Genomic DNA, 26382 nt, shown 5'->3' with positions numbered 1-26382 from the left:
TCCTACTCTGTGGGCTATCTTTATCTTCTACTTGTTTTCTCCTTTAACTGTCCTATAAACTCGTAGCTTATGACTTATCTCGTAGCGCTTTTTCGTTTTGTAACTGCATTTTTTGCTCTAGCTGGGACATCTAAATCGTGGCTTCTTGGCGAGCCAGTGAACCTCGTATTTTTCACTCACCAGACAAACATCCTCCTCGGTATTCTCTTCATCTGGGGTGGTTTTGCTTCGTTGCTTAAGGGGATTCAGCCTCCTGCTTGGCTTAAAGGCATGGTAACGCTCAACATCATCATCACCGGGCTTGTAGCATGGCTTGTACTTCCTCCTGCTGATTTGAGCCAACAACTATACATCTTTGGCATTCCGGTAAGCACTATGGTGCACATTATTACCCCAATTATGGCAACCATCGACTTCATCTTCTTCGACGAACATAGACGTTTCAAGTGGCTCGATGCACTGACATGGCTCATATACTTTCCTGCATATATTGCCTTTATCTATATCCGTGCGCTCATCTTCCACGGGATCGGTCCAGGAGATGGCAATAGCCCGTATCCATACGGCTTCATCAACCTTGATAAGCTCGGCACCATGGGTGTCGTGACCAATTGCGCGGTATATCTCGCTATTTTCTTCGTACTTGCGCTTATCATAGTAGTAATCGATAAAGCTCTGCCAAAGCGCACAGCGCTGACAGGTACCGCACAGAACGCTTCCCGCTTTGCGAAAATTCGTTAACGTAATCGAGAAATCGGAGAGTTTGATACGTACCTAAGTCGCATACGTACAGTGGAGCAATCGTCATGAAGAGGGACTAGAGGAGCTAAATATGACCGCAGCACTGCTTACCGACATGTATGAATACACTATGGTGGACGCCGCTTTGCGTGACGGAACCGCTCATCGTCAGTGTATATTTGAGGTCTTCACTCGTCACCTACCGCAAGGTCGTCGCTATGGTGTCGTGGCGGGGCTAGGACGTATCCTCAATTATATTAAAGATTTTCGTCCTTCAGATGATGAGCTCCAATTCCTTCGTGATAATAAGATTGTCTCCGAAGAGACCATCCAGTGGCTTGAAAATTACACGTTCACGGGAACCATTCACGCATATCGTGAAGGGGAAATGTTCTTCGCAAACTCTCCTGTACTCCAGGTAGAGGGAACTTTTGCCGAGTGCACAGTTCTTGAAACAATAATTTTAAGCGTGCTCAACTATGACTGCGCCATCGCCTCAGCAGCTTCTCGCATTACATCTGCAGCAAATGGGCGCCCATGCGCAGATATGGGAGGGCGAAGAGCACACGAAGATGCCGCTATAGCCGCGAGCCGCAGCGCAGTGGTAGGCGGGTTCGTCTCTACAGCAAATCTCGCAGCTTCCCTGCGCTATGGCATCCCTGCTATTGGAACTGCTGCTCATGCTTTTACTCTGGTGCACGATAGCGAGCGCGATGCGTTCGAGTCCCAAATCACTGCCCTCGGCAAAAATACGACCGTACTTACTGATACGTATAGCGTAGAGGATGCAATTCGCACCGCAGTCGAGGTAGCTGGTCCACAGCTCGGCGGTATCCGTATTGATTCTGGAGATTTAGCATCCATGGCTCAGAAGGCACGCCATCAGCTTGATGCACTCGGAGCGACTGAAACGAAAATCACCGTAACTAATGACCTTGACGAATACGCTATAGCCGCGCTCGCCACTGCACCAGTCGACTCTTATGGGGTGGGCACGCGTCTCGTAACGGGTTCAGGTCACCCAACGACTTCAATGGTATATAAACTCGTCGAACGCGAAGGTAGCGATGGTCTCATGCACCCAGTCGCGAAGAAAAGTTTTGGCAAGAGTACTGATGGGTGGCGCAAACGCGCTCTTCGAGCCTACGAGTATGGTCTTGCACAAGGCGAACTCGTCCTCGCCGGACCTGAAGATGTAGTGAACTCATGGGATGAGGACACGTACGGAGATACCAAAGACCTGAGCATTGTAGCGATAGACCACGGCTCCATAGATGAATCTCTCACCACTCGTGAGGCACTCTTTGCAGCTCGTGATTACCACAAGCGCACATTGAATGAACTTCCTGTGAATGCCTTGTCCCTCTTGGACGGCGAGCCAGCGATTCCTACTGAAGTTATCACGCTGGTGTAGTACTTGATAGCGCTACAAAACTATGGAACTATGGAGGAGGCTGATAGAAGTCTCCTCCTGCACTCTTTAGAGATTTATCTTCCGCCTATCCCATCATCTGTGCGTAAATCTTCTTGCACTCGGGGCACACAGGGTAACCGTCAGGATTGCGAGTTGGTATCCATACCTTTCCGCAAAGCGCCACAACCGGTTTCCCAGTCAGGCGGGACTGTTCCATCTTCTCGCGTGACACGTAATGTGCATAGCGTTCAGAGTCTGAATTATCGCTCAGCTTCGTATCTTCTTGCGTTGCTGTTTCAGTGCGTTCGAGCGTGGATGTACCTGCACCGCTACCGCTATCTGGAGTGAGCGGATTGTCAAAACCGTCTGTAAAAGTCATGTCTCTATCATAACGAATCACGACCAGAAGTCGAGGAAGATAGAAAGAGGATACTAGCAATCGTGCAGTATAACCAGCACAACTACGATTTACCCAAATTCCTATGTTTCTAGTCTTTGCGTTACTCTTAAAGCATGACAATCGCAGTATGCCCTGGCTCTTTTGACCCCGTTACAGCGGGTCATTTAGATGTAATCGAGCGCTGTGCCAAGCTCTTTGCACAGGTGCATGTGGTCGTGGCTATAAATGCGGCAAAGCAGCCGATGTTTGCCGAGGAAGAGCGCAAGGAAATGATTCGCAAGGCTCTTGAAGCCGATGGGGTGCATAACGTCGTCGTCTCCAGCACTGAAGGACTCATCACAGAGTACTGCACACAAGTAGGCGCAACGCTTATCGTTAAGGGTCTGCGTCAAAATGGGGACTACGAAGCAGAGCTTGGCATGGCACTCGTCAACCGTAAACTCTCTGGCGTAGAAACCATGTTTATCCCAGCAGATCCTATACGTGAACACATTTCAAGTTCCATCGTGAAAGACGTCGCACGCCACGGCGGAGATATCCGGGGCATGGTGCCCGCTTCCGTCCATGATGCTTTAATTAGTGCAGTCACTCAGGAGAGGAAAATAGGAGAGGAATAATGGCTGACGCTTATAACTATGATCCAGATGCACAGTTTGACGATACCGAGGATGTCGATGACAGCACGGGAGACGCTCAGGTAACTCACCTTGCTGAAACTTCTTCTCACACTGTAGCACCCGCAGCAATTCCTGGAGTAGAAGATGCACAAGCTGCAGCAGCTGAAACTCATGGCGCTTCTGCTGACACGACTGCGGCCAATCTGCCTTCCATTGAGCAGAAAAACACATCAGAATCTCAAGATACAGCTCGCAACACGTCTAAATCTGATGAATCTGAAGAAAGTCCAGTTTCTCCTCAAACGCAAGCAGCTATCAACGCCTTTATTCCTAACGCCGAAGATGCTGAAAATCCTGTGAGCAGTACTGAAGACCAATTCACAACTGCTTATGACATCATCGATCAGATTGACACTTTAGTAGCACAAGCACCTCGATACCTTTTCGGACGTGGACAAGTACGAGTAAATCACGATGAACTGCGCGATTTACTCGACGAGTTGAAGTCTGTGCTTCCTGTGCAGCTTGAGCGCGCTTCTACTCTTATGCGAGAAGCTGAACGCCGTCTCGAAAATGCTCAAAGTCAGTCTGATGCTATCGTGAACAATGCGCAAGCAAAGGCAGCGACCATCATTAAGGATGCAAATGACCGAGCACGATTCCTCGCCGGTCAAGAAAATGTAGTGTCCTTAGCAACTGAGCAGGCTCGTACTATCTTGAATAATGCGCAAGACAAGGCAAACACTCTCACCAAGGGTGCAAATGACTACACAGTTGAGTCTATGAAGGCTCTGGATGAAAAAATCATCGAACTACGCCACTCTATTAGCTCTGGTTTGCAAGTCCTTCAGGAACGTCAGCGCCTAGCGGAACAGGATATTCCACGCCTCACTCCTGAAGATTTTCCTCAGAACTAGGCGCAGCTTAAGGAAAATCAGAAAGCTCACACCTCATACAACTGAACACGACAACCAAACTGACGATTAATACAAGCAGGAGCACAATGGTACGCGAGCATGAAACACCGTGGAGTATCTCCATCTCACAACTTTCCCTGAAAGCTGGAAAAACTCAGGACATTACAGATTATGTCATGCCAGCACCATCAGGAATTGGCGATGAACTGGTCGGCATTCCTGAGGGTACAGACGTTACCATCGACGGCACATTGGAATCTCTCGCAGACGGCATTCTGTTTACCGGTACGATACACGTTCCATTTAACAGTGAATGCGCTCGATGTCTTGAGCCAATCCATACTACGATAACGACAAACCCCGTAGTCTTCTTTACTTATGAAGAAGACATGCCAAAGGCTCATTTTGGCGAGGGTGAAGAGGTCGATATCATCGCTTCTCAAGATGAAACAAGCGATACATATCCACTCGCTCCAGGCTCTATTTATATAAATTTTGAATCAATGCTACGTGATCAACTCGCCGAGGCTTTGCCACTCCAACCCCTCGACCGCGAAGACTGCTTGGGGTTGTGCTCTCAGTGCGGCATAAATTTGAATGAACACCCTAACCATAAGCATGACGTAGTGAACATCCAATGGGCAGCACTCGAAGGACTAAAAAAGAAACTCGAGACAGAAGAGAAGTAAAAACAGAGAAGTAAAAACAGAGAAGTAAAAAACGTAAGGAAGCGTCATCGATTGCACCCCAGTTACATCTTCTTATATCTTCTCGTTTTCTTGTCACTGCGACTTCTTTTCCACGCTTTTGAGAGCTTCCTTATACTATCTCAATTTGCGATTGACGAGAGGTTATATTAAACTCGTCAGGGCTTAAGCAAAAATATTCGATTCGAACAGAGGAAACAAAATGGCACTGCCAAAGTATAAGACCTCCCGCGCTAACACGCACTCTCGCCGTTCCAACTGGAAGGCACAAGCAACGACTACCGTAAGCTGCCCAAGCTGTGGTGCACCAGCATTGCCACACTTAGCATGCCCTAACTGCGGCGCATTCCGTGGTCGCACATACCGCTCTGCTATCAAGCCAAACTTGGCTGAGTAATTGAGCCTTCAGTCAGTTTCGCATAATTTGTGTGCAACTGCTGACTGAAAGTAATTACATTTTTGGTTGCTTGGCGTTTTAAGCGCTATAAAAGTCTTCGCTATCGACGGGTGGCGAAGACTTTCTTGTTTTATTCTCCCGTACAATATCAACTATGAGTATTAAAAAAATAATTGACGAGCCAAATCCAACAGATCAAGCACGCACACTCTACCACAAGTTAGGGAATGCCCTAACGACAGAGCATCTCATCGAAGCGTTGACCCATCGTTCATTCATGCATGAGCACGAGGGAGCACCAAGCTATGAACGCTTGGAATTCCTCGGAGATGCTGTCCTTGAACTCGTCGTCACCGAAACGCTCTTCTCGCAGCATCCGAATTTTAGCGAAGGTCAGATGGCGAAGATTCGCGCTAAAGCAGTGTCTGAAGAGTCGTTGGCCCCAATTGCACGCGATTATTTGCAGGTGGGACCTATGATTCTGCTCGGTCGTGGTGAGTCAGATAATGGTGGCGCAGACAAAGACTCGATTCTGTGCGATATTGTAGAATCACTCATCGGCGCAGTCTTCATTGAACACGGCATTGATGCAGCTCGTGTGACAGTACACAAACTTATCGACGAGACATTAAATCGAGTCGCGCATGAAGGTCCTGCTCTTGACTGGAAGACCTCGGTCGTTATCAAGGCACACGAACTTGGCATTAACGAACCAAAATATCGTATGGAAGTCGGCGGCGAAGAGTACGCGCCAGTGTTTACTGCTCACGCAGAGCTTGAGCCGAATAAGCGTTCCAAGGTCTTAGGAATTGATACGTCACAGCCACTTGCCAGCGCTACAGGCTCCACGAAACGCAAAGCGCAAATGGCGGCAGCAGAAATTGCATGGAAGTATTTGAATCAACTAGCCTCATAGATTCATACAATAATTATCCTTAGTCACTCCCGCGGTTATCTGCTCCATATCTGCTATGCCGCGGGATTTAAGTATTCTCTCGCCGATGGCGATTAGTCATATCTATGGACATAGTTTATAGACATATGATATGGTCATTCTAGATAAAAATAAAGGAGAACACTTATGGCTCGACACTACGAGGAACAAAATCCTTGGATTGATTTCCAGTATTCCCTTGAGTTTTCTCCACTATGGGCACGACTCGGCGAAGCATATTCTAAGTGTGAGCATCTCGCAAATACTCCACTCAAACCATCCGAACAGCAGCGATTAGCCGCTGTTTATATGAATAAAGGAGCAGTAGCAAGCGCAGCGATTGAGGGGAATACGCTTACAGTCGACGATTTTGAGGCACTCAATAACGGCATACGTAAATTACCGCAGAGTCAGCAATATTTAAAAGTAGAGATAGATAATGTGCTCGAAGTACTCAACAATATTCAGGTAAACTACGCTCGAGGCAAGTCTTTTAACTTAACAACACAATGGATCAAATCGCAAAATAAAAAAATTCTAGCAAATTTAGACACACCAGACTATGCAATACCTGGAGAATTCTGTACCTCACAGATGGTAGTTGGCACATATCGCGGAGCCCCACCTGAAGATATCGAATTCCTCTACGACCGAATGTGTGAATGGCTAAACCGAGATTATATCCATCCCGCAAACCAACTGTCCGACGACAAAAAAGATCAGCGTTTTTACCTTTATCTCATCGCGAGTATACTCGCCCACCTTTATATCGTCTGGATTCACGGGTTTGGCGATGGCAACGGACGCACAGCACGCATCGTTCAGACAGCAATTCTTATGCAGTCTGGAGTCGTGCCGTGGACTGCTGCAAACATCCTATCGGACTATTACAATCAAACGCGTTCACTCTACTATGCGAAACTGAGCGAGTCATCCACACGCCGCAACGTGAATGGTTTCATTGAATACAGTGTGCAAGGTTTCGTAGAAAAAATTCGTGAGCAAATTTTTGAAATTCAGGAGTCACAAAAAAATCTAGCTTGGGAAAGCTACGTTAATGAAATACTCAGCTCCGAACATGCAGGCGAAGCACGTGATCGACGTCGCGATGTGGCCCTCGCAATTCTTGATACCCCTGAAGGACTAACAAGAGATGAGATTGCAGAGCTTACTCCCGCTATCGCTCGTAGCTATGGCAGAGAGGAGAGAAAACTCTCCCGCGACCTTGGAAAACTCGATGAACTCGGCCTAATCTATAGAGTTTCAAGGGGACGATGGGCAAGTAATAAGCATATTATGGACTCATTCATGCCAGGAAAAATTCAAGATAATTCTTGATAGTAAATCATAAAATACGAATATACGGACAAACCGCACCGCAATCTTTCTTATGGATTAAGATATGTCATACGGTCACAAGCCGCATGATGAGAGTTAGCTAAGAAATCACGCTGAGAAGCTAAAATTAAGCGTTATCAGCTACAAGCATGAGCACAGATAGAGGTTATCATGGTAGCGCCTACACCTTTACAAGCTTTTAGCAGCATATCAAAAAATGCCGCAGAAGAGGACACAACGCAGGGCGAGAAAATGACTGGTGCACAAGCACTGATTCGCTCTCTCGAAGATTTGGGAGTTACCGACGTCTTCGGTATCCCTGGCGGCGCTATCTTGCCTGTGTATCATGCCATTACCGACGATACTAAATTCCGTTTTGTTCTCACTCGCCACGAGCAAGCAGCTGGGCACGCAGCAGAAGGATATGCGCTTGCATCTGGAAAACCGGGTGTGGCTATCGTTACTTCTGGTCCGGGAGCGACAAATTTAGTGACATCTATTATGAATGCTCAGATGGATTCCGTACCAATGATTGCCATTACCGGTCAGGTAGGAGCGCACCAAATCGGCACGGATGCCTTTCAAGAGACTGACACTATGGGCATCACATACCCTATAGCTAAGCATTCATACCTGGTCACAAGTGCTCAAGACATCCCACGTGTGCTCACTGAGGCGTATCACGTAGCAACTACGGGGCGGCCAGGTCCTGTGGTGATTGATTTGACACGCTCTGCGCAGACTGAGGACATGTACTATACATGGCCACAGCGCATGATTTTGCCAGGTTATAATCCAACGACTCAGGCCCATGGCAAAGTGCTCGCAGATGCTGCACGCCTGATTCAGCAGTCTTTCCGTCCTGTACTCTATGTCGGCGGCGGTGCTATGCGTTCCAATGCCTCGGCGCAGGTAGCACAACTTGCCAAGATTACAGGGGCACCTGTAGTCAACACGCTGAATGCACGTGGCATCATACCTGATTCAAATCCTCAATGCTTGGGGATGCTTGGCATGCACGGTAGCGTAGCAGCTACGGGTGCAGTGCAAAATAGTGACTTGCTCATCGCCATCGGTGCCCGATTCTCTGACCGTGTCACTGGTAAACTTTCAGAGTTTGCGCCACGTGCACGCGTCATCCACATCGACATTGATCCAGCAGAAATTGGCAAGAATCGTGAAGCTGATGTACCTATCGTGGGCGACATCGCTACAGTACTCGATAGCCTCATCCCAGAAATTACTCAACTTCAAGCCACGGAAGGTGTCGTGGATCTCACTGACTGGTGGAAGCTCCTCGACGATTTGCGTGAAAACTACCCTATGACATATGAACGCGAGGAAGACAAGCCAACGGATGGGTCTCTCTCTCCTCAGTGGGTTGTGGAGCAACTCTCACACGCTGCAGATGAAAATACAATTTGGGTTTCCGGCGTAGGACAGCATCAGATGTGGGCAAGCCAACTCATCGACTTTGAGCATCCTCACTCGTGGCTTTCCTCCGGAGGCGCAGGAACGATGGGTTATGGACTTCCTGCGGCTGTCGGCGCTCGCGTAGCATCCGAGCGAGCATTCGATGGCAAGAAACCTGTATGGCTCATCGACGGCGACGGCTCCTTCCAGATGACATCTCAAGAGCTTGCGACCGCTTTCCATGAACATACCCCAATTAAGATTGCCATTTTGAATAATTCTGTGTATGGCATGGTACGTCAGTGGCAGACACTCTTCTTTGATCAGCACTACTCTCAGACCGTCCTCTATGATGGCGAGGGTGGAGATAACATCGACGTACCTGATTTCGTAAAACTCGCCGATGCATACGGTTGCATAGGGCTTCGAGCTACAACTCAGGAAGAAGCTCTCGAAGCTATCCGCGTAGCAAATGCGACGACTGATAAAACCGTACTCATCGACTTCCGCGTTTGGAAAGATGCGATGGTGTGGCCAATGGTCCCAGCCGGGAATTCTAACGACAATGTGAACTATCGCGTAGGCGTGCAGCCACTGAAAAATGTAGCGATGCAGCGTGAGCAGAAAGCTGCACAGACAGCTCTTGCAGCTGCACAGGCGCAGGAAGCAGCACTGGACGCTCAAGCAGAAAGGTCAAATCTGTAATGGTAGTCAACAATCTTTCTTTGCAACCAGGCGCTACCCGTCACACACTTTCCGTACTCGTAGAAAACCGTCCTGGCGTCCTTGCGCGCGTATCTTCTCTTTTCGCGCGCCGCTCATTCAATATTGACTCTTTATCCGTGTCCCCTACCGAACGCGAAGATATCTCTCGTATCACCGTAACGGCAATGGTAGAGCCTGGGCCTCTTGAGCAAATCATCAAACAGCTCAACAAGCTTCTTCATGTGTTGAAGATAGTGGAACTTGATCCAAACAGCACTGTCGAGCGCGAACTCGTTCTCATTAAGGTGACTGCCACTCCTGAGACTCGTTCCGACATCTTGGAGATCGTAGATCTCTTCCGCATTCGTGTGGTCGATGTGCACCCTCAGTGCCTCACCATCGAGGCAACCGGTGCTCAAGGCAAGATTGATGCGCTCTTGGGACTTTTGGAGCCATACGGCGTTCTAGAACTTGTGCGTTCTGGCGCTGTAGCGGTGACTCGCGGACCGAAGGCTTTGAGCGATAAGGTAACAAGGTCGGAGATTAGCGAGAGGTAGAAGGTACACGAGGAGGAATCAAGTCCGCAACTATCCACGCGATATGCTCGATTCTACTTCGCATAGTGATAGCGACAGGCAAGGATATAAACGTTATCTTCATCGATCGCGTAAATAAGTCGATCTTTCTCGTTAATCCGTCGACTCCAATACCCTGACAAGTTGCCACGTAACGCCTCAGGTTTGCCAATACCTTCATGTCCGTTACGACAAATGTCTTCGATGAGCGCATTGATTTTCTTCAGTGTACGCTTGTCCTCATGTTGCCAGTAAACATAGTCCTGCCACCCATTATTGGTAAAGATTTTATTCATCTTTGACCTCAACGAGATTATGCGACGAAGCGCGCCCATTTTCGAGTTGTTTCTTAGACTCCATCAACCATGCGTAATTCTCTTCATTGCCCATAACATGCATATTTTCAATCATGTTATTGTAAGATTCCTCAGAAAGCATGACGACATTTTTATTATTTTTCCGCGTAATAAGTGCAGTTTCATAGTCATTTGTTACTTTATCCATCCAAAATTTCAGATTTTCACGTAGGCCTGTGTAATTTACTCCAAGCATGATGCGCCTCCATATGGTACGTTGTACAGGTTATTCAATAACTCATCTACTTAAATTATAACGTACAGAATATTGTACGCCGTGCAATAAGTTTGCAAAAGACACCACACCCGCGAACTACCAATTTCAGATTCCACTTTGTAAGACACGTAACGTGAAGTCACAAAAATTATGTAGTCCGTAACGATTTTTACATCATCACGGACTACATGCATACTGAGAAGTTAAGAATCCCCAAACTAATAGACTTTGTCTACATACTATTTCCCTTTTCTTACCTTCACTCTCGCTGTAATTGGCATGCGCGAATCGTCTTGAATCGTTCCAGTGACTTCTACAGTCCTGACCTTTGAAGATACACCGGCAGGCACATTCCACTGCACAGCAACCTTATGTGTCTTCTTATCTTTGGTCATTATCGCTACTGCAGAAGGAAGAGCAGCTACAATATCTGCACCGACACTTACCTGCACAGAAACGCGAGGCACTCTTGTCACAGCAACGGATGGCGCATATGCTTCTAGTACTTTTTGATATTGCTCACGCGTTACTGGGATAATTGTGCCATGCCGAGGTTTGCCACCGTCAGAATTTGTAGGGAAGTTTGCTTCCGGCATCTTCTCACCGATAACCTCCCATGAGGAAGCATCAGTAATATTTTTTGTTGCCATCGGTACGTAGTGATTCGGACCACCATGATAGTTCGGTTGATCAGCAAACAAATAGTACTGGTAGCCATTTACATCATTCTTGTTTGCTTTGAACATCGTCGGTCCTTCGCCTGCAGTAAAGGTGCCACCATAACCATTTGGTTGCTTATCTCCAATTCGCTCACCAACGAGGGACCACTGATTCTCGGTAGATACACCACCAAATGACGGATACTGTCCATTTACTGACGCTAGAAGGTCAGTGGGCTTTTCCTGTCGAAGAGTCATACTCTTTTCATCTTTGTAGACACGGTAGTATGTATCTCCTACCTTTTGGACTGTAGCATCAATAGATCCTGCACCAGCCTGACCACGACGATCGACATCAATCCACACATGCGGTTTAGAGAAATTGATAAAATCATCCGTCGTTGCATACATCATTCTGTTATACGTTAGTGACGTACGCGCACTCTGATCTGCACTCTCATACAGGTTTGACGCCCAGTACACCACATACTTGCTGATTTCGTCATCATAATACGCTTCCGGAGCCCACGTATTTCCAGCAGTATCATCACTGACCTTAACATGTCTTTGATTTGACCAATGTACCAAATCGTCCGATTCCTAAATTTCGATAGCAGCTGACCCATTCGCCTGCGAACCAGCGAATCCCGACAAGCCACCAGAAGAATTTGGGCGTCCTGAAATTTTCAAATCAGTAGCAAGAAGATAGAATTTATCACCATCCTTTGAGCGAAGAATAAACGGATCTCGAAGCCCCTGTTCACCTTTCGTTGAAGTAAAAATAGGCTTGCCATCGTTAAGGGTAATCCAGTCTAGCGCATTGTTACCGCGAGACGCTGCCAAACTAACCTTTTCACCACCAACTCCCTCGCCGGTAAAGTACGCCCACACATATGCAACGTCTTCCTGCCCAGCCTTCGGAAGTGGCTTTATTGTAAGCTTTACATTCTTTGTCTTTGTTTTGCCGTTGAGAGAAGCTGTAGCTTTTAATATGACAATTTGAGAGTGCTGGTTATTGCGTGGTCGAGTGACAACAATCGTCTTGGAAGTTGCATTCACGCCATCAGCAATCTTTGCATACGTAACCCCCTTCGTGACCTTCCACGAAATACTGGAACCATACGTACCACGCGTTGCAACGGAGATGTTCCCGCGAACCTGCGACGCTCCTTGAACTCGAATAGCTTTAACGTCATACTCAAGTTTTTCAGCTGTTGTAAGCTCACGTGGAACAGTGATACAATAAGCCTTTTTCACCGTTTTGCCCCCAACCGTTGCCTGAGCTGTCACAGTAACTTTTTGATTGTGGCCAGAGGAAGAAGGGCGCTGAACATGCGCAATCCCCGCTGCATTACCAATGACGATTGCAGCATTATTACTACTCCAAGTAATTGGCATAGACTGGCTACCGCGTGCAAGAGCGAAGTCTGAAACCACTTCACGGTCGATACTTACTGAAGATAGAATCTGATTCCATACCTGATCATTGTAGAGTTTGCTTACTTGTGCAGCATCTAATGCCTGATTATAAATCGCATAATCATACACATCGATGGACATATTAGGATCAGCATATGCAGATTTTCCTATGTATGCTACAAGATCCTTATATGCAGTAATACCACCGTCTGGGATGATGTATGACGGTTGCCCTATGAGCTTACCATCGGCATATACGCTCATCTGGTGTGTACTACCACGTACCACGACAGTATAGAGTGTCAAATCATCGCTGGATTTCATTCCGCTCTCGGGCTGTCCAGTGCTACCTGGCCCTACTTCACTACCCCATGGTCCGTCTTGCGGCATTTGAGACGTTGCAGTTGTCATAACTGCTTTTACATAACCATGCGGATTTTGTGGATTGACAAGCAGATACCCATGCGAGGTGTCACGATTCCCGATATATGCGGCAGCGACGTTACCTGCGCCATAATTATTCTTCACCCACATAGATAGTGTGATATCCGCACTATGTGAAATCGAGCTCGTTGGAACTTCAATTGCTTGGCTTCCAGTGAGTGAGACAAAACCATGCGAGGCAGCTAGACTACCTGAAATTTGAGCATCACTCCCCTTGGCGCTACCTTCGTTAATTACACGTGTTTGTCCTGATTTCACCGAGTCAAACGAGTAGTGAATGACAGCAGGATCAATCTGACCAACAACAGTATGTCCTTTACGATCAATGCTGATATGAGATGGTGCTACACGACCATCTGTATACCCGTCATAATCAATACGAATTGTATTTCCTCGAGCTCGTGGCAACGCCACAGTAGCTTTACCTCGTGCATCGAGTTTTACTATGCGCTTTGTGCCATTAATACTTACTGTCACATGGCCAGCAATATCTCCGCCATCTGTTGCTCGTACAGTAACATCTATAGAGTTTCTAGCTCGATTAACTTTCGCACCAATAGTGGAATTAACCGTAGCTAACGAAATCTTGTTAGACGAACTATACGCATGCATAGTTTCAAGTACCGCTTGGGGAACTGATACAAATGCACCATGGCGCTTTGGTGTTGGCATACCTAAGTCACTGACACGACCAGTCACATTCTTTCCTGGAACTTTCGTGTCAAACCACCCTGGAGTCTGTGATAGTCTATGAGACCATGACGTGTTACTTAGTGCGCTCTGACTTGTCATAAACGGTTGATACCCACCGGAGTCTGCCATAATAACCATGGCATCTCCCGCATCATTTTGATTGATGTCACCTGCGTTAAGACGAATAGACTCAGCGCCTTCAAATGGCAGGATATTCTGATCAAGCAATCTCCATGTCGTATTTTCATCCGCTTGCGGGTCCGAAGATACGGTCGTGCATGTTAAGCACCGTGAGCGTTCCAAGAATGTAGTTTTCCCACTTGTCACATATTCGCCAGCTGCGCCATTTTCTTCATTTTTCGTCAGGCGATAATAGTAGTCACCGATTTTGAATACAGTAGAGTCAATGCGAGAGTAGCCAGTATCTTCCCAATCCGTCGGAGCAGTAAATGTCTTAAAATCACGAGTGATTGCGTAACGAACGATGTTATATGCATAACCATTTTTACCCGCTATTGGTGTCTCACGCGTGTCATCGGTATACGCTCGCGACGAGAAGAAGACAACATATGCGCCAAGAGAATCATCCCACGCTGCTTCTGGAGCCCATGTCATTCCCTGATTTGGCGAGTTTATAGTAATTCCCGTGTCACTTCCACCAGCTGCATTCGTACGAGTCCAGTTGACCATATCATTCGATTGCCACGCTTCAATCTTCAAAGAGCCAAACTGCTGATTTTCTCCCCACCCTTGACGAGATACTTTCAAATCAGTAGCAATCATATAGTAAGTGTCACCAAAATGAGATTTCAATACATAGGGATCTCGCAAGCCTGTGGTATCAGTCGTCGAAGTGATAACTGGCTCACCATTATTAATCTGGCTAAAGCTAAAGAAGTCATTTCGCGAACTACTCGTTGCAGATTCATAAAGCGCTTCACCAATTTTCCCATTTTCACGATCTGCATCAGAAAGGAACGTTACTGCTGCGTACCCAGTATCCGGCGCTGTCCTCCCCGACTCTTTTATACGAATTGTGACACTACGCTGAACTATCGCAGTTCCTCTACGCGCAGTAACAGTCAACGTCACAGGCTGAGAATCTCCTGTTCCATATGCTGGGCGTGAAATAATACCTGCACCTTTATACGGATCATCAGCCCCGACACCACTATGTCGATACGAAGAGTCAGTACCAGTTACGAGCTTTACATTTGATGATTTCCACGTCAAATCTGATTTATGCAATGCACCTTGCACAGCAAGAGGGAGGTTCTCACCGACAGTTTGAGGAATTTGCGAGATGGCATAATCGACATCAGCCTGGGCAGCAGAGTGTGCATCAAGCTCTGTAACCAGCACTGGAAGTTCGGACTTTACATCACTTCCGTCAACTTGTGCAACAATCGTCGTTTTTCCAGGAGAAGAAGCAGTAACAGTCCCATCGGCATTGACAGTTGCGACTGATTTATCTGAACTTGACCATTTCACCGTCTGCTCAAGAGCATCTTGCGGCTGTATACTGGCCTTTAATTGAGCCTTATCGCCCTCGACCAACGCTAAAGCACCACTAACAACTCCATCACCAGATATATCCACACTACGCGCAAAAGGAAGATTAGCTCCACGGAAAATTTTTATATCATCAATAGCACCATTCCAATACGTGTCCTCACTATAGAATGACTTACCTATCAGTGTGGTAGCACCATGCAAATCTGAAAGTTTAATTCCAGTATGCAGCTGCGATCCCATAATTTTTCCATCGCGATAAAGAACAAAAGAATCATCTTGGATACTTATGCGGTAGTTATGCCATATATTGTCATTTTGCGGAGCACCAACTTTAAAACCAGGCTCATGTCTCCATCCATTATCCGCAATTGCGAGCTTGACATTTTGAGTACTCGCATAAAAAAGGAGGTAGCGCGCAGAGTCTTTGCCGACGCCAAAAGTAAAATAATTTCGCGTATCACTGCTACGCGATTTAGCAGCAAAATCAATAGTTACATTATTACCAGCACTCGTTATCACACTGTCAGGAATCTGAGCAAAGGATTTCTCGTTTCCCGTGTTAACGATATCCAATGCCTCACTGTTATTTCTATCGCCAAATTTCTGAATCGCGGCTTTTCCTGCGAGACTAATATTTTCTCCACCGATAGAATCAGTGAGACTACCACCTTCAAAGTCCCACGATGATATCAATTGCAGAGAATTATCTTGAGATGCAGAAGTATTTTCTTGCGCTATCGCCGTCGACGGCATAGTTCCAAGGAGCAAAGGAACAACGACTGCCCATGCTGTAGCCCTGCGAATTTTATTCATCATTGAATTTCCTTTTAATCAAACCACATTGTTTAATTACTATACATAAAGCTTATAGAACGTGTGCCTTAAAGCGGATGATACTTGAAGGCACACGTTATTTAAGGAGAGAGGATCAAAAGTTATCAGATTTTACATGCTATTCGGCGAATGACATCACTCCCTTTTGTTGAGAACAGTTACAACACGCTGAAGCACAACAAACACGAGAATCATCAAACCGACAACTATAGTGGTCCATTCAGCTGGAACACCGAAGTCAGAAGTCAATGGATCGATTGTAGAGCGAACCAAGGCACCGATAACAGATCCGAGCACATAACCGTAGCCACCAGTAACAATCGTGCCACCAATCACTACAGCTGCCACTGCATCAAGCTCCCAGCCTACGCCATAAGTATTCTTAGCAGAGCCAGTGTTCGCAATGTATACGATAGACGAAAGTGCTGCTAACGTCCCAGAAATGAAGTAAATCATGTATTGAGTTTTCTTCACTGGCAGTCCCATGAGCTCTGCCGACGAACGTGAACCACCAATCGCATAAATTGTGCGTCCGATGCGGGTCTTATGCAAGAGGATGTATCCAAAGATGACGACGCACACCGCGATGATAACACCGCCATTGATATATAAGTCATGAGAAACTTTTGGATTGTCAATGATGGTAATGCTATCGGAAATCCAATGGAAGTTATTGTTATCTGGGAACACTAAAGAATCCGTCGAAATAATGGATGCCATACCGCGTGCGAGGAACATTGTCGCTAGTGTCGCGATAAACGGTTGCATATTAAATTCCTCAATAAGCGTTCCAGCTAAAAGGCCGAATCCCATACCCATGAGGAGCATGACGAGCATCGCAACCGGTGCAGGAATACCCGCCATGGTCATCTTGACACCGACAACTGCGGTAATTGCCACAATCGCTCCGATGCTCAAATCAATGCCACCTGTTAAAACTGGCAAGGTCATAGCAACTGCCAAAATAATCAGATAAGCGTGATCGATAAATAGTGACGAAATGAAACCCAGCCTCATATATGTGCCAAAAAGCACCTGTCCCATAATAAGCATCAAGACAAAGATGACGACAGCCGCAAGGGTAGGAATCATTTGTGGATTAATTTTTGCACCGCCTTGCTTCGAAGCGCGAAGAGCTTGTGCTTTAACTGCGGTACTCATTATGCGACTACCTTTCCTGCTTGTGCCAATGCGCGCTTACGCTTAAGGTCTTGTCCTAAGTTGTGAATCTTCGGAGCCTGCATGATGCAGATAACGATGACAACCACTGCGAAGAATGCCGGGGTTGCCGCAGAATCGATTCCTAGAGTAATGATTGTTTTACGAATCATCGCGATGATGACAGCACCCAGTGCGCTACCTGTTAGTGAGAATTTTCCTCCGAGAAGTGACGTGCCACCGATAACGACAGCAAGAATTGCATACATTTCCAAATCCTGACCGGTTTTGACAACGTCAACACGCATCACCGATGCTGTAGCAAACAGGCCCGCGATAGATGCCAAGAAACCGGAAATTGCATATACAAGGAAGAGAATCGTGCGCGGCTTAATACCCGTCATTCGGCTCGCTTCGCTGTTGATGCCTACAGATTCAATCATCATGCCAAGTGCGCTCTTACGTAGCACTAGACCAACTATTCCGACGATGAGTAATGCTAAAAGGAAATTCACAGGGATGCCGAGAATGAACCCATTTGCAAACCACCGCAGTGGAGCACCTGAAGCAAGTTGACTTGCATCAGTATTTTGCCCAGATGTAATAACCTTTGCTAATCCTCGACCAGCAAGCATCATAATCAATGTGGTGATAAATGGTTGAAGTCCGAGGACAGATACTAAGGTGCCATTAATCATGCCAAGAACGAGTCCAATCAAAAGCGACACAAGAATCGCCACCCACACGTTAGCCCCTGAAGTGAGTAGCTGCATAGCTGCTGCGCCAGAAACTGCCATGACCGAGCCAACAGAAAGATCAATGCCAGCAGTCGAAATAACAAGTGTCATACCCGTTGCAATCATCAGATAGCGTGCGGATTCCTGAAGCATGGTAATAAGTGGCCCAGAGAGGCCTCCCGTATTCTTATTCCAACGCAAGGCAAGGAAACTATGGTCGAAGAGTGTACAGATGATGATGAGCAGTACAAGTGCGACCACAGACCATGTGAGGTTGGAGGACAGAATCTTTTTCATTACAGAGTTTCCTGAGCGAGTCTCAGCGTCTTCTTTGTGTGCATTTTTACTTGCCACTACCATTTTCTGCTCCTTCCTTTTGAGTATCAGCTAAATTGTTTGAATCAATTGCTGTCTTGGCGATCGTCTGAACAATGGTCTCTTGAGACAGGGTGCCATCATTATGCAAATGAGCAATCTGATGCGTATCCTTTAATATTTCGATTTCATCAGATAAACGCACTACTTCATCCATCTCAGATGAGATAAAAATAACACCTAAACCTTGGTCGGCGAGTTCAAGAACTGTTTGCTGAATTTCAGCTTTTGCACCAATATCGATACCACGTGTCGGCTCATCAAGGATGAGGAGCTTAGGATGTGCAGCAAGCCAACGAGCAATGAGCACTTTCTGCTGATTTCCGCCCGAGAGATTCTTAATGAGCTTGTTCGGATCAGCTGGACGAATATTCAGAATATTAATGTAACGGTCAACAATCTCATCTGCTTCTTTCTTAGGAATCGGATGGAACATACCTCGAATCGACTGCAACGCGATAAGAATATTTTCGCGAACAGTCAAGTCAGCAATAATTCCTTCATCACGTCTATTCTCGGTCGAATATGCAATGCCATGAGAAAGTGCCGTATGAGGATTGTTAATAGTCAGAGCGTTACCCTCAAGTGTGAAATTACCTTCATCCGCCTTATCGGCGCCAAAAAGCAAACGTGCAAGCTCTGTACGACCTGAGCCTAAAAGACCTGCGAAACCAACAACTTCACCTTTGTGAATTTCAAGGTTAGATGGATATACAGACCCCTTCTTGCCTATCCCCTTCGCAGTAACAAGAGGCGCGGAATCGTCAATAGAACTTGTATGCTCTTTCTTCGCACTAATTTCACTGAGTTCCTGAGAACTCTTACCAATCATCATACCGATGAGTTCGTCACGAGGAGTGTCCTTTGTCATCACTTCTTTAATGAATTTACCGTTACGCAAAATAGTCATGCGATCAGTAATCTCATAAACTTGTTCAAGGAAGTGCGACACAAATAAAATTGCAACTCCACTATCACGCACGCGACGCATAATTGCAAAAAGATCTTGGACCTCATTCTTGTCCAATGACGAAGTAGGTTCGTCCAGAATCAGAACCTTCGCATTGATAACCATTGCACGAGCAATAGCCACAAGTTGCTGGCGCGCAATAGAAATACTGTCTAAAGTTGTATGCGTATCAATAGTTTCGAGCCCCACCTGAGCCAAGTATTTCTCTGCTTCTTTATGAGTCTTCTTCCAATCAATACCAAGCGGACCATGAATCTCATGACCAAGCATGACGTTCTCTCCTACGCTCAAGTTTGAGCACAGATTGACTTCTTGATATACAGTTGCGATTCCAGCATTTTGTGCATCGAGAGTGCCAGTTAACATGCACTCTTTGTTATCCATCGTGATACTTCCGGAAGAAATTTTGTAGACGCCTGTCAAAGCTTTAATTAAAGTTGATTTACCAGCGCCATTCTCACCCATGAGAGCATGAACTTCACCGGGATAAAGCTTTAAATCTACTCCATCAAGTGCTTTAACGCCAGGAAATTCAACTGTAATCGCCTTCATAACGACGATCGGTCGTTTCTCAGCCATAGTGATTACCTTCTTAGAATTTCAGCGAGCTATGAGGCTGGACGCACAAGCGAAAACCCTCATAGCTCGTAATTCGTTTAACTAGCGGTTACTTGCTTTAGTATGCGCGAGTGCCTGCATCGAGAGCAGCCTTCGCATCTTCGGCAGTGAAGGTCTTGGAATCAATAACGATGTCCTTCTCTACCTTCTTACCCGCAAGATAATCCTTCACTGTCTTTGCTGTTACTTCGCCAAAGATTGGGTTGTACTCAATGACATAAGACAAATCACCATCTACAGCTGCCTGAAGAGCTGCTTTCGTGCCGTCAATAGTGATAATCTTAACTTTCCCCTTGAGTCCAGCTGCGTCTACCGCTTGTGCAGCTCCTAAGCCCATTTCATCATTTTGAGCAAAAATGAACTGAGGATTATCTGCCTTGTACTTATCAAGCAAACCTTCAGTAACTGTCTTTGCCTCATCAGTGGACCAGTTCGCAGATTGGGATTCAAGAACCTTAACATTCTTTGCTACCTTCTTATCCCAACCAGTTTGACGATCCTTAACGACAGACAAACCCGCAGGCCCTTCGAGGATAAAACCATTTGCGCCGTCCGGGAAGTTCTTATTGACGAATTCAGCAGCTTGCTCGCCAGCCCATTCGTTGGAAGGCCCAATATGAGAAGCGATTGCCTTCTTTGCAGCATCACTCTTAATATCAATATTGCGATCAACAGTAAATACTGGAATTTCTGCCTTTGCTGCCTTTTCCAATGAAGCATCCCAACCAGAGTCTTCAGTCGCAGAAAGAATAATCGCATCTACCTCATCATTGACAAACTTGTTGAAAGCCTGAATCTGCTTCTGCTGGTCATTGTTCTGAGTTGGAGAATAGATGAGCTTAAAGCCTGCTTTCTTAAATGCAGCTTTCAAATCATTTTCATTTGCAGTGCGGAAGCCGCCTTCAGGACCAACTGCCACAAAGCCAATCGTCTTCTCACTGCTGTTCTTCGCTCCACCAGAAGAGCCACACGCGGAAAGACCAAACACTGTAGCAACTGCCGCAGTAAATGTTATGACTTTCTTTACTATACCCTTCATGATTCTCTCCTTCGAGTTCTATAGGATATTCCACAATCTGATGCCGCCATTGGCATCTGTTATCAGAGTAAAAAAATTTCCTCACCTATACAATGCGGAATAATCACAATTTGCTATCATTTTGATAACATTTTGATAACAAACTCTTCATCCGTTAAATTGCAGAGTTATGAAAAACGGGTTAACGTTGCGAAAGTGCTACGGCTTGAGTATCCATAATCTGCCAGCCACCCGTGAGAGAACCCCCGATACCACGAACTGTTCTGTCAACACATAAAACCGCGAGTTTCTGCGAAGAAGATATTTGACCTGCCGCAATTGCTATTACTGGAACTTCAGGAAGCGACTGCGCAATCTCTAGACCAGGCATACTCTGACGATACGCACGTTGCACACCACTACCATCCGGATTAGTCGCGTACACGACTATGGTGTCATTATAGAATGATGCCATAGAGATATTACTCTTGTACGAAAGAGTTAGGTTTGAATCTGACAGACCTGCTACTTCTTTCTTATCATTTCTCACGATTCCATAAAGCACAGTTTGAGCGCTTGCCCCCTGGCTAAGAACTACTACCATACGTTCACCCTCGGGAGAAACTGCAATAGAGCGAATCACATATTGTGCAGGAAGATTGAGTTGAATACGCTGGTACGTCCTCTGCTCGTTTTGCGCAACCATTACAGAACGACCGTCAGCACTCACTGCCCATACTTGCAAGCCCATCCCTGCAGTAACATACGAAACTTGTTGCCCATCAAATAACACGCCACACGCACTGCCATCAGAGTCTATACATTGCGCCCTATGATTGCCGTCAATAATAACAGCTTTATGATTACTGTAGGTAAAACTCGGCTGCGAAACATCAATAGGAATCTCACCCACGCGAATCGCACTCGTCAATGCAAGCGAAAGAAGGTGACGCGAACTCACAGAGTACACTGATTGCGAAGCACTTGAAGATGTATATTTCACATTCTTATCAGCATGTGTAAAATCATTCTCCCCCGCATACACAGAAACGCTACTATCATCATCGTGACCTGAAATTGTCAGTTTTATCATTCGTACGACGAGTGCTTGAACATCACGTGGAAGCACAGCAAAGTTTGAAGAGACAGTCACGCGTACAGCAGAATTATCTCCCGAAACAGACACAAGAGAGACTTTGTATTCTACAATATTACGAACAACCCTATCAAGCCACTTCGGCGGCGAACTCAGAAGCTGTGAAAGCGCATAGCGTTTCCAATCATGCCGACCAAACCAACGAACATCTGGTATAAAAGCTTCGCAGCTACGGGAGGGTTGGTAGAGAGTTACTTGTCGGAAAACTTGGTCGAAGTCTTGGCGGGAAATCAATACACCATTATCTAGCGAGGCAATACGCCACTGCGATTTCGCCTTTGTAAGTTTGAAAGTTAGTATTTCTTTCTTATGCTGCTGCACTGGCTGATAAGTTCCATCTAGTCCAACTCTACCAACTATAGAGACAGAAATGGCAACAGTAATAAGCTGAGATGCGCCTGTCCCGTCAAGATTTCTTGCCTCACGTTGCACTCCAAGGTCACCTGTATAAATCGTCGAGCTGGCGCGAGGTTTCCATGAATGCCGCACAGTAGAACTCAGAAATTCATGAGCAACTGAGAAGCTTCCCCGTTGGAGACCTGATGGTAATGCATCAAGAAATCCTCGAACGATATCTTCAGGTTCAGCATTTTTCTGTGGTCCAGGAGGATTGGAATAAATGAGTCTATCTTGCCTGGCCTTACGTGGTATCTGTGATATTCCACCAGAAGTTGGCAAACTCAGTAAACTTGAACATGCGCCAACCATTGCCAACAATGCACATATAAGAATACTACATAATGAGATTTCGAGTATGCGCAGAAACTTCCATACATATTTTCGGAGTAATAAAATATTCATCACTTTGCTCCGCCACATATTTCAGATATAGGATTATCGTCAAGAAATATATCATCAAACCATAATGGCCATCGTTGCGGCATACTTATATTAACTGGATTTGTTTGTCTACTAACCGGCAATACTACAATGAATTCAGTCCCTTTGCCCACTATGGAACGAACAGCTATATCACCGCGATGAAGTTTGGCGTCTTCACGAGCAATTGAAAGCCCTAGACCTGTTCCTCCCGTAACGCGAGCGCGCGAGGGATCAGCTCTCCAAAAGCGGTCGAAGATATGACTAAGATTATCTTGCGCTATGCCAATTCCATAATCGCGAATACGAATAGCTACATAATCTTCGTTACTCTTAACGCCTATCTCTATTGGTCGGTGTTTGCAAAAGTCGATAGCGTTAATCACGATATTATAAATAATTCGTTCGACTCGTACACTATCAACATAGGCAAAAGCCTCACGGCTCAAATATGTACAGTTTACTGTCGTACGGGCATTATGCGCTAATGGCAACGTAGCCGTAATAACATTTTTTACGCAACCACAAATATCTGTCAGGGTAAAATTTGTTTGAACTTTCTGCGCATCATATCGTGACAAATCAAGTAGCTGAGTAAGAAGTTTTTCAAAATTATCAACTTGTTTATTAAGTAAAGTTATAGTTCGCGCAGTTGTCTCATCAAACGCTGAAGAATGCGTTTGAAGAAAATCCGACGCCATACGAATTGTGGTCACAGGTGTACGTAACTCATGACTGACATCTGAGACGAAGCGTTTCTGCATAGATTCTGATTTTTTGAGCTCATCAATCTTTTGCACAAGAGTTTCTGCCGTATCGTTGAACGATTTTTGTAAAACTCCGATTTCATCCTGACGGTCAACTTGTACTCTCGCTTCAAGATTTCCCTGAGATAGCTGACGAGCCACACACGCAACTTTACGTACTGGATTGATAATTCGTCCCATAATTTTCCACGTAATAAGTCCAAAAATGATGCTGAAGATGACACATGGGACGACGAGCGAAATTCGAACTTTTTCTAACGTCTCTTGTGCAGACTCATAAGAGTAAAGTCCATATACATATACTCTTCCGATACCACCTAGTTGAAGTGAGCTGCCATATACATTTCCCGGAATGGGATTCTTTCTCTCACCAAGATTTACGGGTTGAGAAAGAATATTCGCATCATTCAATGTTGCTACACGGTTTTTCATCTCTGAAGAAACGACATGCATGTACGTTGGGTCAGTAGAGATAGGAACGATATCGCTTTGCGATGCAAACTTTTCTTGCCACATATAAACACCCACAAGATTAGCTGCACCACTATTTTGCAAATCAGAGACTATATCGTTGAGAAAAGACTGCTTTCGTTGCGCATCAGCACTCGACTCATCTATGAACTCTTTAGCTTGGACACGTTCTATTCCCTGTGAAAAGTCCTTGAACGACTGAGATTGCACTTGGCTAAGCATACTTTGCCTCAAAAATCCCATAGCAATAAGCGAAGTCGCGATGGTTAGCAAGAAAACCACGATGATACTTACTGCGGCGGCCCACGCACGGAGAGAATGTGAAAAAACGCGCATTAGTCATTACCAACTTGCATACGAGGCTGAGCGCAAAACTTATATCCGACACCGCGCACAGTGAGAATATACTGTGGATTTTCAGGATTATCTTCAATGCGCTGGCGTAATCGCTGAATGCACACATTTACGGTACGGCTATCTGATGAGTTTTCATATTCCCACACAGTCCGTAGAAGAAAATCACGACTGAGTACCTCTCCCTCGTGGGCGGCGAGCAACTGCAATAAGTTGAACTCGATTGGTGTAAGACTAATATTCTTTCCATTTTTCGTTACTGTATGCATCGGCGCATCAATTATGAAATCGCCACATTCTATGTGAGGCATAGTCCCATCGCGAGTGACCCGTACAGCGGTTTTATTTGCATTACGCAGATGAGTGCGAATGCGCGCAATGAGTTCTGCAGACTGGAATGGTTTTGTAACATAATCGTCAGCCCCAGCATCAAGACCCTCAACAATATCTGCGGTATCCGCCTTTGCTGTCAACATGATAATCGGCACTGAGCTAAGCCGGCGAATTCTTTGTGCTACTTGGACTCCGTTCAACCCTGGAAGCATGACATCAAGAAGAACGAGTGATGGCTTAATGAACGGTACAAGTTCAAGCGCCGTTACACCATCATGACATTGACGAGATATGTATCCGTTATCTTCCAAAATTATAGAAAGCATTTCAGACAGTACAGGATCATCATCAACAATCATGATAAGTTGTTTCTCATCACTACCATCACCGGTAACGTCTAGCACTTGCTCTCTCGTCATTGTATACATCTTTCACAACTATGTGAACGTTCACGCACACGTATTTATACTAACATGAAAAATAATGAGAGCACTCACTTTCTCATACGTCATGAAGTCACTATCAGTCTCAAGTAAAGAGTTTGCCTTCCATAGGACTTATGTATCTTGTATCATGGTGTGCTACCTCATATGAGTGTAAAGTCATCGAAAGGATTCCTATGATTCCTCCACAGTATGCAAACCAGCAAGTCGGCATCAGTGGGTATCGCGTCTTAAATCTTGACCTCGATGGAGTATGCGCAGATTACAACGGAGCTCTCAAAAACTATTGTGTTTCTCAAGGACTCATGAGTCCCGATGTGGCTACGGTGACAGATAATTACGACATTTTCGAAAATCCTGGTTGGCCATTCTCTACACGTGAAGAGTACAAAGCAATTCATATGGCTGCAGAATCGGAAGGTTTGTATGCCACGATGCCCGCTATCCCGGGCGTATCGCACGCGCTTCACATTCTCGCAAGCCACGATGTTCACATCCGCATCGTTACCCATCGACTCTTCGTGCATGGTCAGCATGAGCGGGTTGTGCAAGATACCGCCACTTGGCTTGAGAAGAACGATATCCCTTACATGTCATTATGCTTTACTGGTCTTAAAGACTCCATTCAAGCTACGGTACATATCGACGATTCTCCGGCGAATATCACTACTCTTCGTGAAGCCGGTCAAAAAGTTGTCGTATTCGATCAAGCATATAACCGCACTTTTACCGGTCCTCGCATTAAAGACTGGGGTGACGAGAGCGTTGAGTATCTGCTTAAGCTATTTGATGGAGTGCAGTAATCCTCAATAAGGAAGTCAGAACAAGAAGACTGCTTTATACGCAATGCTTCATAATCAGTACAATT

General features: G+C 45.8%; 23 protein-coding genes. 11 read left to right on the top strand and 12 right to left on the bottom strand.

Annotated features, from left to right (window positions below):
- Positions 1-69: 69 nt before the first annotated feature.
- Together ACFQY8_RS01525 and ACFQY8_RS01520 are read left to right on the top strand one after the other, a co-directional pair.
- Complete coding sequence (locus tag ACFQY8_RS01525) at positions 70-741, top strand: Pr6Pr family membrane protein (protein WP_377937930.1); 672 nt, start codon at positions 70-72, stop codon at positions 739-741.
- Positions 742-832: 91 nt separating this feature from the next.
- Positions 833-2155: a nicotinate phosphoribosyltransferase gene (locus ACFQY8_RS01520; protein ID WP_377937929.1), complete on the top strand. Its 1323-nt coding sequence runs from the start codon at positions 833-835 to the stop codon at positions 2153-2155.
- Between the two features lie 85 nt (positions 2156-2240).
- Here the strand turns inward: ACFQY8_RS01520 and ACFQY8_RS01515 are convergent, their stop codons facing one another.
- Positions 2241-2534 carry a DUF3039 domain-containing protein gene (locus ACFQY8_RS01515; protein WP_377937927.1) on the bottom strand — a complete coding sequence of 98 codons (294 nt, stop codon included), beginning with the start codon at positions 2532-2534 and terminating at the stop codon, positions 2241-2243.
- A gap of 134 nt (positions 2535-2668) precedes the next feature.
- Here ACFQY8_RS01515 and coaD point away from each other — a divergent pair, with 134 nt between their 5' ends.
- From coaD to ilvN, 8 genes are all read left to right on the top strand, one after another.
- Positions 2669-3172 carry a pantetheine-phosphate adenylyltransferase gene (gene coaD, locus ACFQY8_RS01510; protein ID WP_377937925.1) on the top strand — a complete coding sequence of 168 codons (504 nt, stop codon included), beginning with the start codon at positions 2669-2671 and terminating at the stop codon, positions 3170-3172.
- On the top strand, positions 3172-4089 hold the full coding sequence (locus ACFQY8_RS01505; protein WP_377937923.1) for a hypothetical protein: 918 nt from the start codon (positions 3172-3174) through the stop codon (positions 4087-4089). Before coaD ends, ACFQY8_RS01505 begins: the two co-directional genes overlap by 1 nt.
- An 86-nt stretch (positions 4090-4175) precedes the next feature.
- A complete protein-coding gene (locus ACFQY8_RS01500) occupies positions 4176-4778 on the top strand; it encodes a YceD family protein (RefSeq protein WP_377937921.1) in 603 nt (200 codons plus the stop codon).
- A gap of 220 nt (positions 4779-4998) precedes the next feature.
- Positions 4999-5193: a 50S ribosomal protein L32 gene (gene rpmF / locus ACFQY8_RS01495; RefSeq protein ID WP_377937919.1), complete on the top strand. Its 195-nt coding sequence runs from the start codon at positions 4999-5001 to the stop codon at positions 5191-5193.
- Positions 5194-5347: 154 nt separating this feature from the next.
- Positions 5348-6109, top strand: coding sequence for a ribonuclease III (gene rnc, locus ACFQY8_RS01490; RefSeq protein ID WP_377937917.1), 762 nt, complete (start codon positions 5348-5350; stop codon positions 6107-6109).
- 165 nt (positions 6110-6274) lie between these two features.
- Positions 6275-7465 carry a Fic family protein gene (locus ACFQY8_RS01485; protein ID WP_377937915.1) on the top strand — a complete coding sequence of 397 codons (1191 nt, stop codon included), beginning with the start codon at positions 6275-6277 and terminating at the stop codon, positions 7463-7465.
- A gap of 171 nt (positions 7466-7636) precedes the next feature.
- Positions 7637-9583 (top strand): acetolactate synthase large subunit, encoded by a 1947-nt coding sequence (locus ACFQY8_RS01480; RefSeq protein ID WP_377937913.1) that lies wholly within the window; start codon positions 7637-7639, stop codon positions 9581-9583.
- Positions 9583-10140 carry an acetolactate synthase small subunit gene (gene ilvN / locus ACFQY8_RS01475; RefSeq protein WP_377937911.1) on the top strand — a complete coding sequence of 186 codons (558 nt, stop codon included), beginning with the start codon at positions 9583-9585 and terminating at the stop codon, positions 10138-10140. The genes ACFQY8_RS01480 and ilvN overlap by 1 nt, the downstream gene beginning before the upstream one ends.
- A gap of 53 nt (positions 10141-10193) precedes the next feature.
- Here the strand turns inward: ilvN and ACFQY8_RS01470 are convergent, their stop codons facing one another.
- The 11 genes from ACFQY8_RS01470 to ACFQY8_RS01420 form a co-directional block, all read right to left on the bottom strand.
- A complete protein-coding gene (locus ACFQY8_RS01470) occupies positions 10194-10454 on the bottom strand; it encodes a Txe/YoeB family addiction module toxin (protein ID WP_377937909.1) in 261 nt (86 codons plus the stop codon).
- Positions 10447-10710 (bottom strand): type II toxin-antitoxin system Phd/YefM family antitoxin, encoded by a 264-nt coding sequence (locus tag ACFQY8_RS01465; protein ID WP_377937907.1) that lies wholly within the window; start codon positions 10708-10710, stop codon positions 10447-10449. The genes ACFQY8_RS01470 and ACFQY8_RS01465 overlap by 8 nt, the downstream gene beginning before the upstream one ends.
- 260 nt (positions 10711-10970) lie before the next feature.
- Complete coding sequence (locus ACFQY8_RS01460; protein WP_377937905.1) at positions 10971-11978, bottom strand: Ig-like domain-containing protein; 1008 nt, start codon at positions 11976-11978, stop codon at positions 10971-10973.
- Between the two features lie 12 nt (positions 11979-11990).
- On the bottom strand, positions 11991-16277 hold the full coding sequence (locus ACFQY8_RS01455) for an immunoglobulin-like domain-containing protein (RefSeq protein ID WP_377937904.1): 4287 nt from the start codon (positions 16275-16277) through the stop codon (positions 11991-11993).
- A gap of 153 nt (positions 16278-16430) precedes the next feature.
- Positions 16431-17456: an ABC transporter permease gene (locus ACFQY8_RS01450; protein ID WP_377937902.1), complete on the bottom strand. Its 1026-nt coding sequence runs from the start codon at positions 17454-17456 to the stop codon at positions 16431-16433.
- Positions 17456-18550, bottom strand: a complete 1095-nt coding sequence (locus ACFQY8_RS01445; RefSeq protein ID WP_377937900.1) for an ABC transporter permease — start codon at positions 18548-18550, stop codon at positions 17456-17458. The genes ACFQY8_RS01450 and ACFQY8_RS01445 overlap by 1 nt, the downstream gene beginning before the upstream one ends.
- Positions 18534-20114 (bottom strand): sugar ABC transporter ATP-binding protein, encoded by a 1581-nt coding sequence (locus ACFQY8_RS01440; protein WP_377937898.1) that lies wholly within the window; start codon positions 20112-20114, stop codon positions 18534-18536. Before ACFQY8_RS01440 ends, ACFQY8_RS01445 begins: the two co-directional genes overlap by 17 nt.
- Before the next feature lie 97 nt (positions 20115-20211).
- Positions 20212-21192, bottom strand: coding sequence for an ABC transporter substrate-binding protein (locus tag ACFQY8_RS01435; protein ID WP_377937896.1), 981 nt, complete (start codon positions 21190-21192; stop codon positions 20212-20214).
- Between the two features lie 181 nt (positions 21193-21373).
- Positions 21374-23128 carry a hypothetical protein gene (locus ACFQY8_RS01430; protein ID WP_377937894.1) on the bottom strand — a complete coding sequence of 585 codons (1755 nt, stop codon included), beginning with the start codon at positions 23126-23128 and terminating at the stop codon, positions 21374-21376.
- Positions 23128-24720, bottom strand: coding sequence for an ATP-binding protein (locus tag ACFQY8_RS01425; RefSeq protein ID WP_377937893.1), 1593 nt, complete (start codon positions 24718-24720; stop codon positions 23128-23130). The genes ACFQY8_RS01430 and ACFQY8_RS01425 overlap by 1 nt, the downstream gene beginning before the upstream one ends.
- Positions 24720-25490, bottom strand: a complete 771-nt coding sequence (locus ACFQY8_RS01420) for a response regulator (RefSeq protein WP_377937891.1) — start codon at positions 25488-25490, stop codon at positions 24720-24722. The genes ACFQY8_RS01425 and ACFQY8_RS01420 overlap by 1 nt, the downstream gene beginning before the upstream one ends.
- 200 nt (positions 25491-25690) lie before the next feature.
- Between ACFQY8_RS01420 and ACFQY8_RS01415 the strand changes: the two genes are divergently transcribed.
- Positions 25691-26317 (top strand): 5' nucleotidase, NT5C type, encoded by a 627-nt coding sequence (locus ACFQY8_RS01415; RefSeq protein WP_377937889.1) that lies wholly within the window; start codon positions 25691-25693, stop codon positions 26315-26317.
- Positions 26318-26382 lie beyond the last annotated feature (65 nt).

The organism is Alloscardovia venturai (assembly GCF_042676605.1).
Classification (GTDB): Bacteria; Actinomycetota; Actinomycetes; order Actinomycetales; family Bifidobacteriaceae; genus Alloscardovia; species Alloscardovia venturai.
The sequence above is the reverse complement of the archived record's forward strand: the minus strand, read 5'-3'. Positions and strand labels throughout refer to the sequence as shown.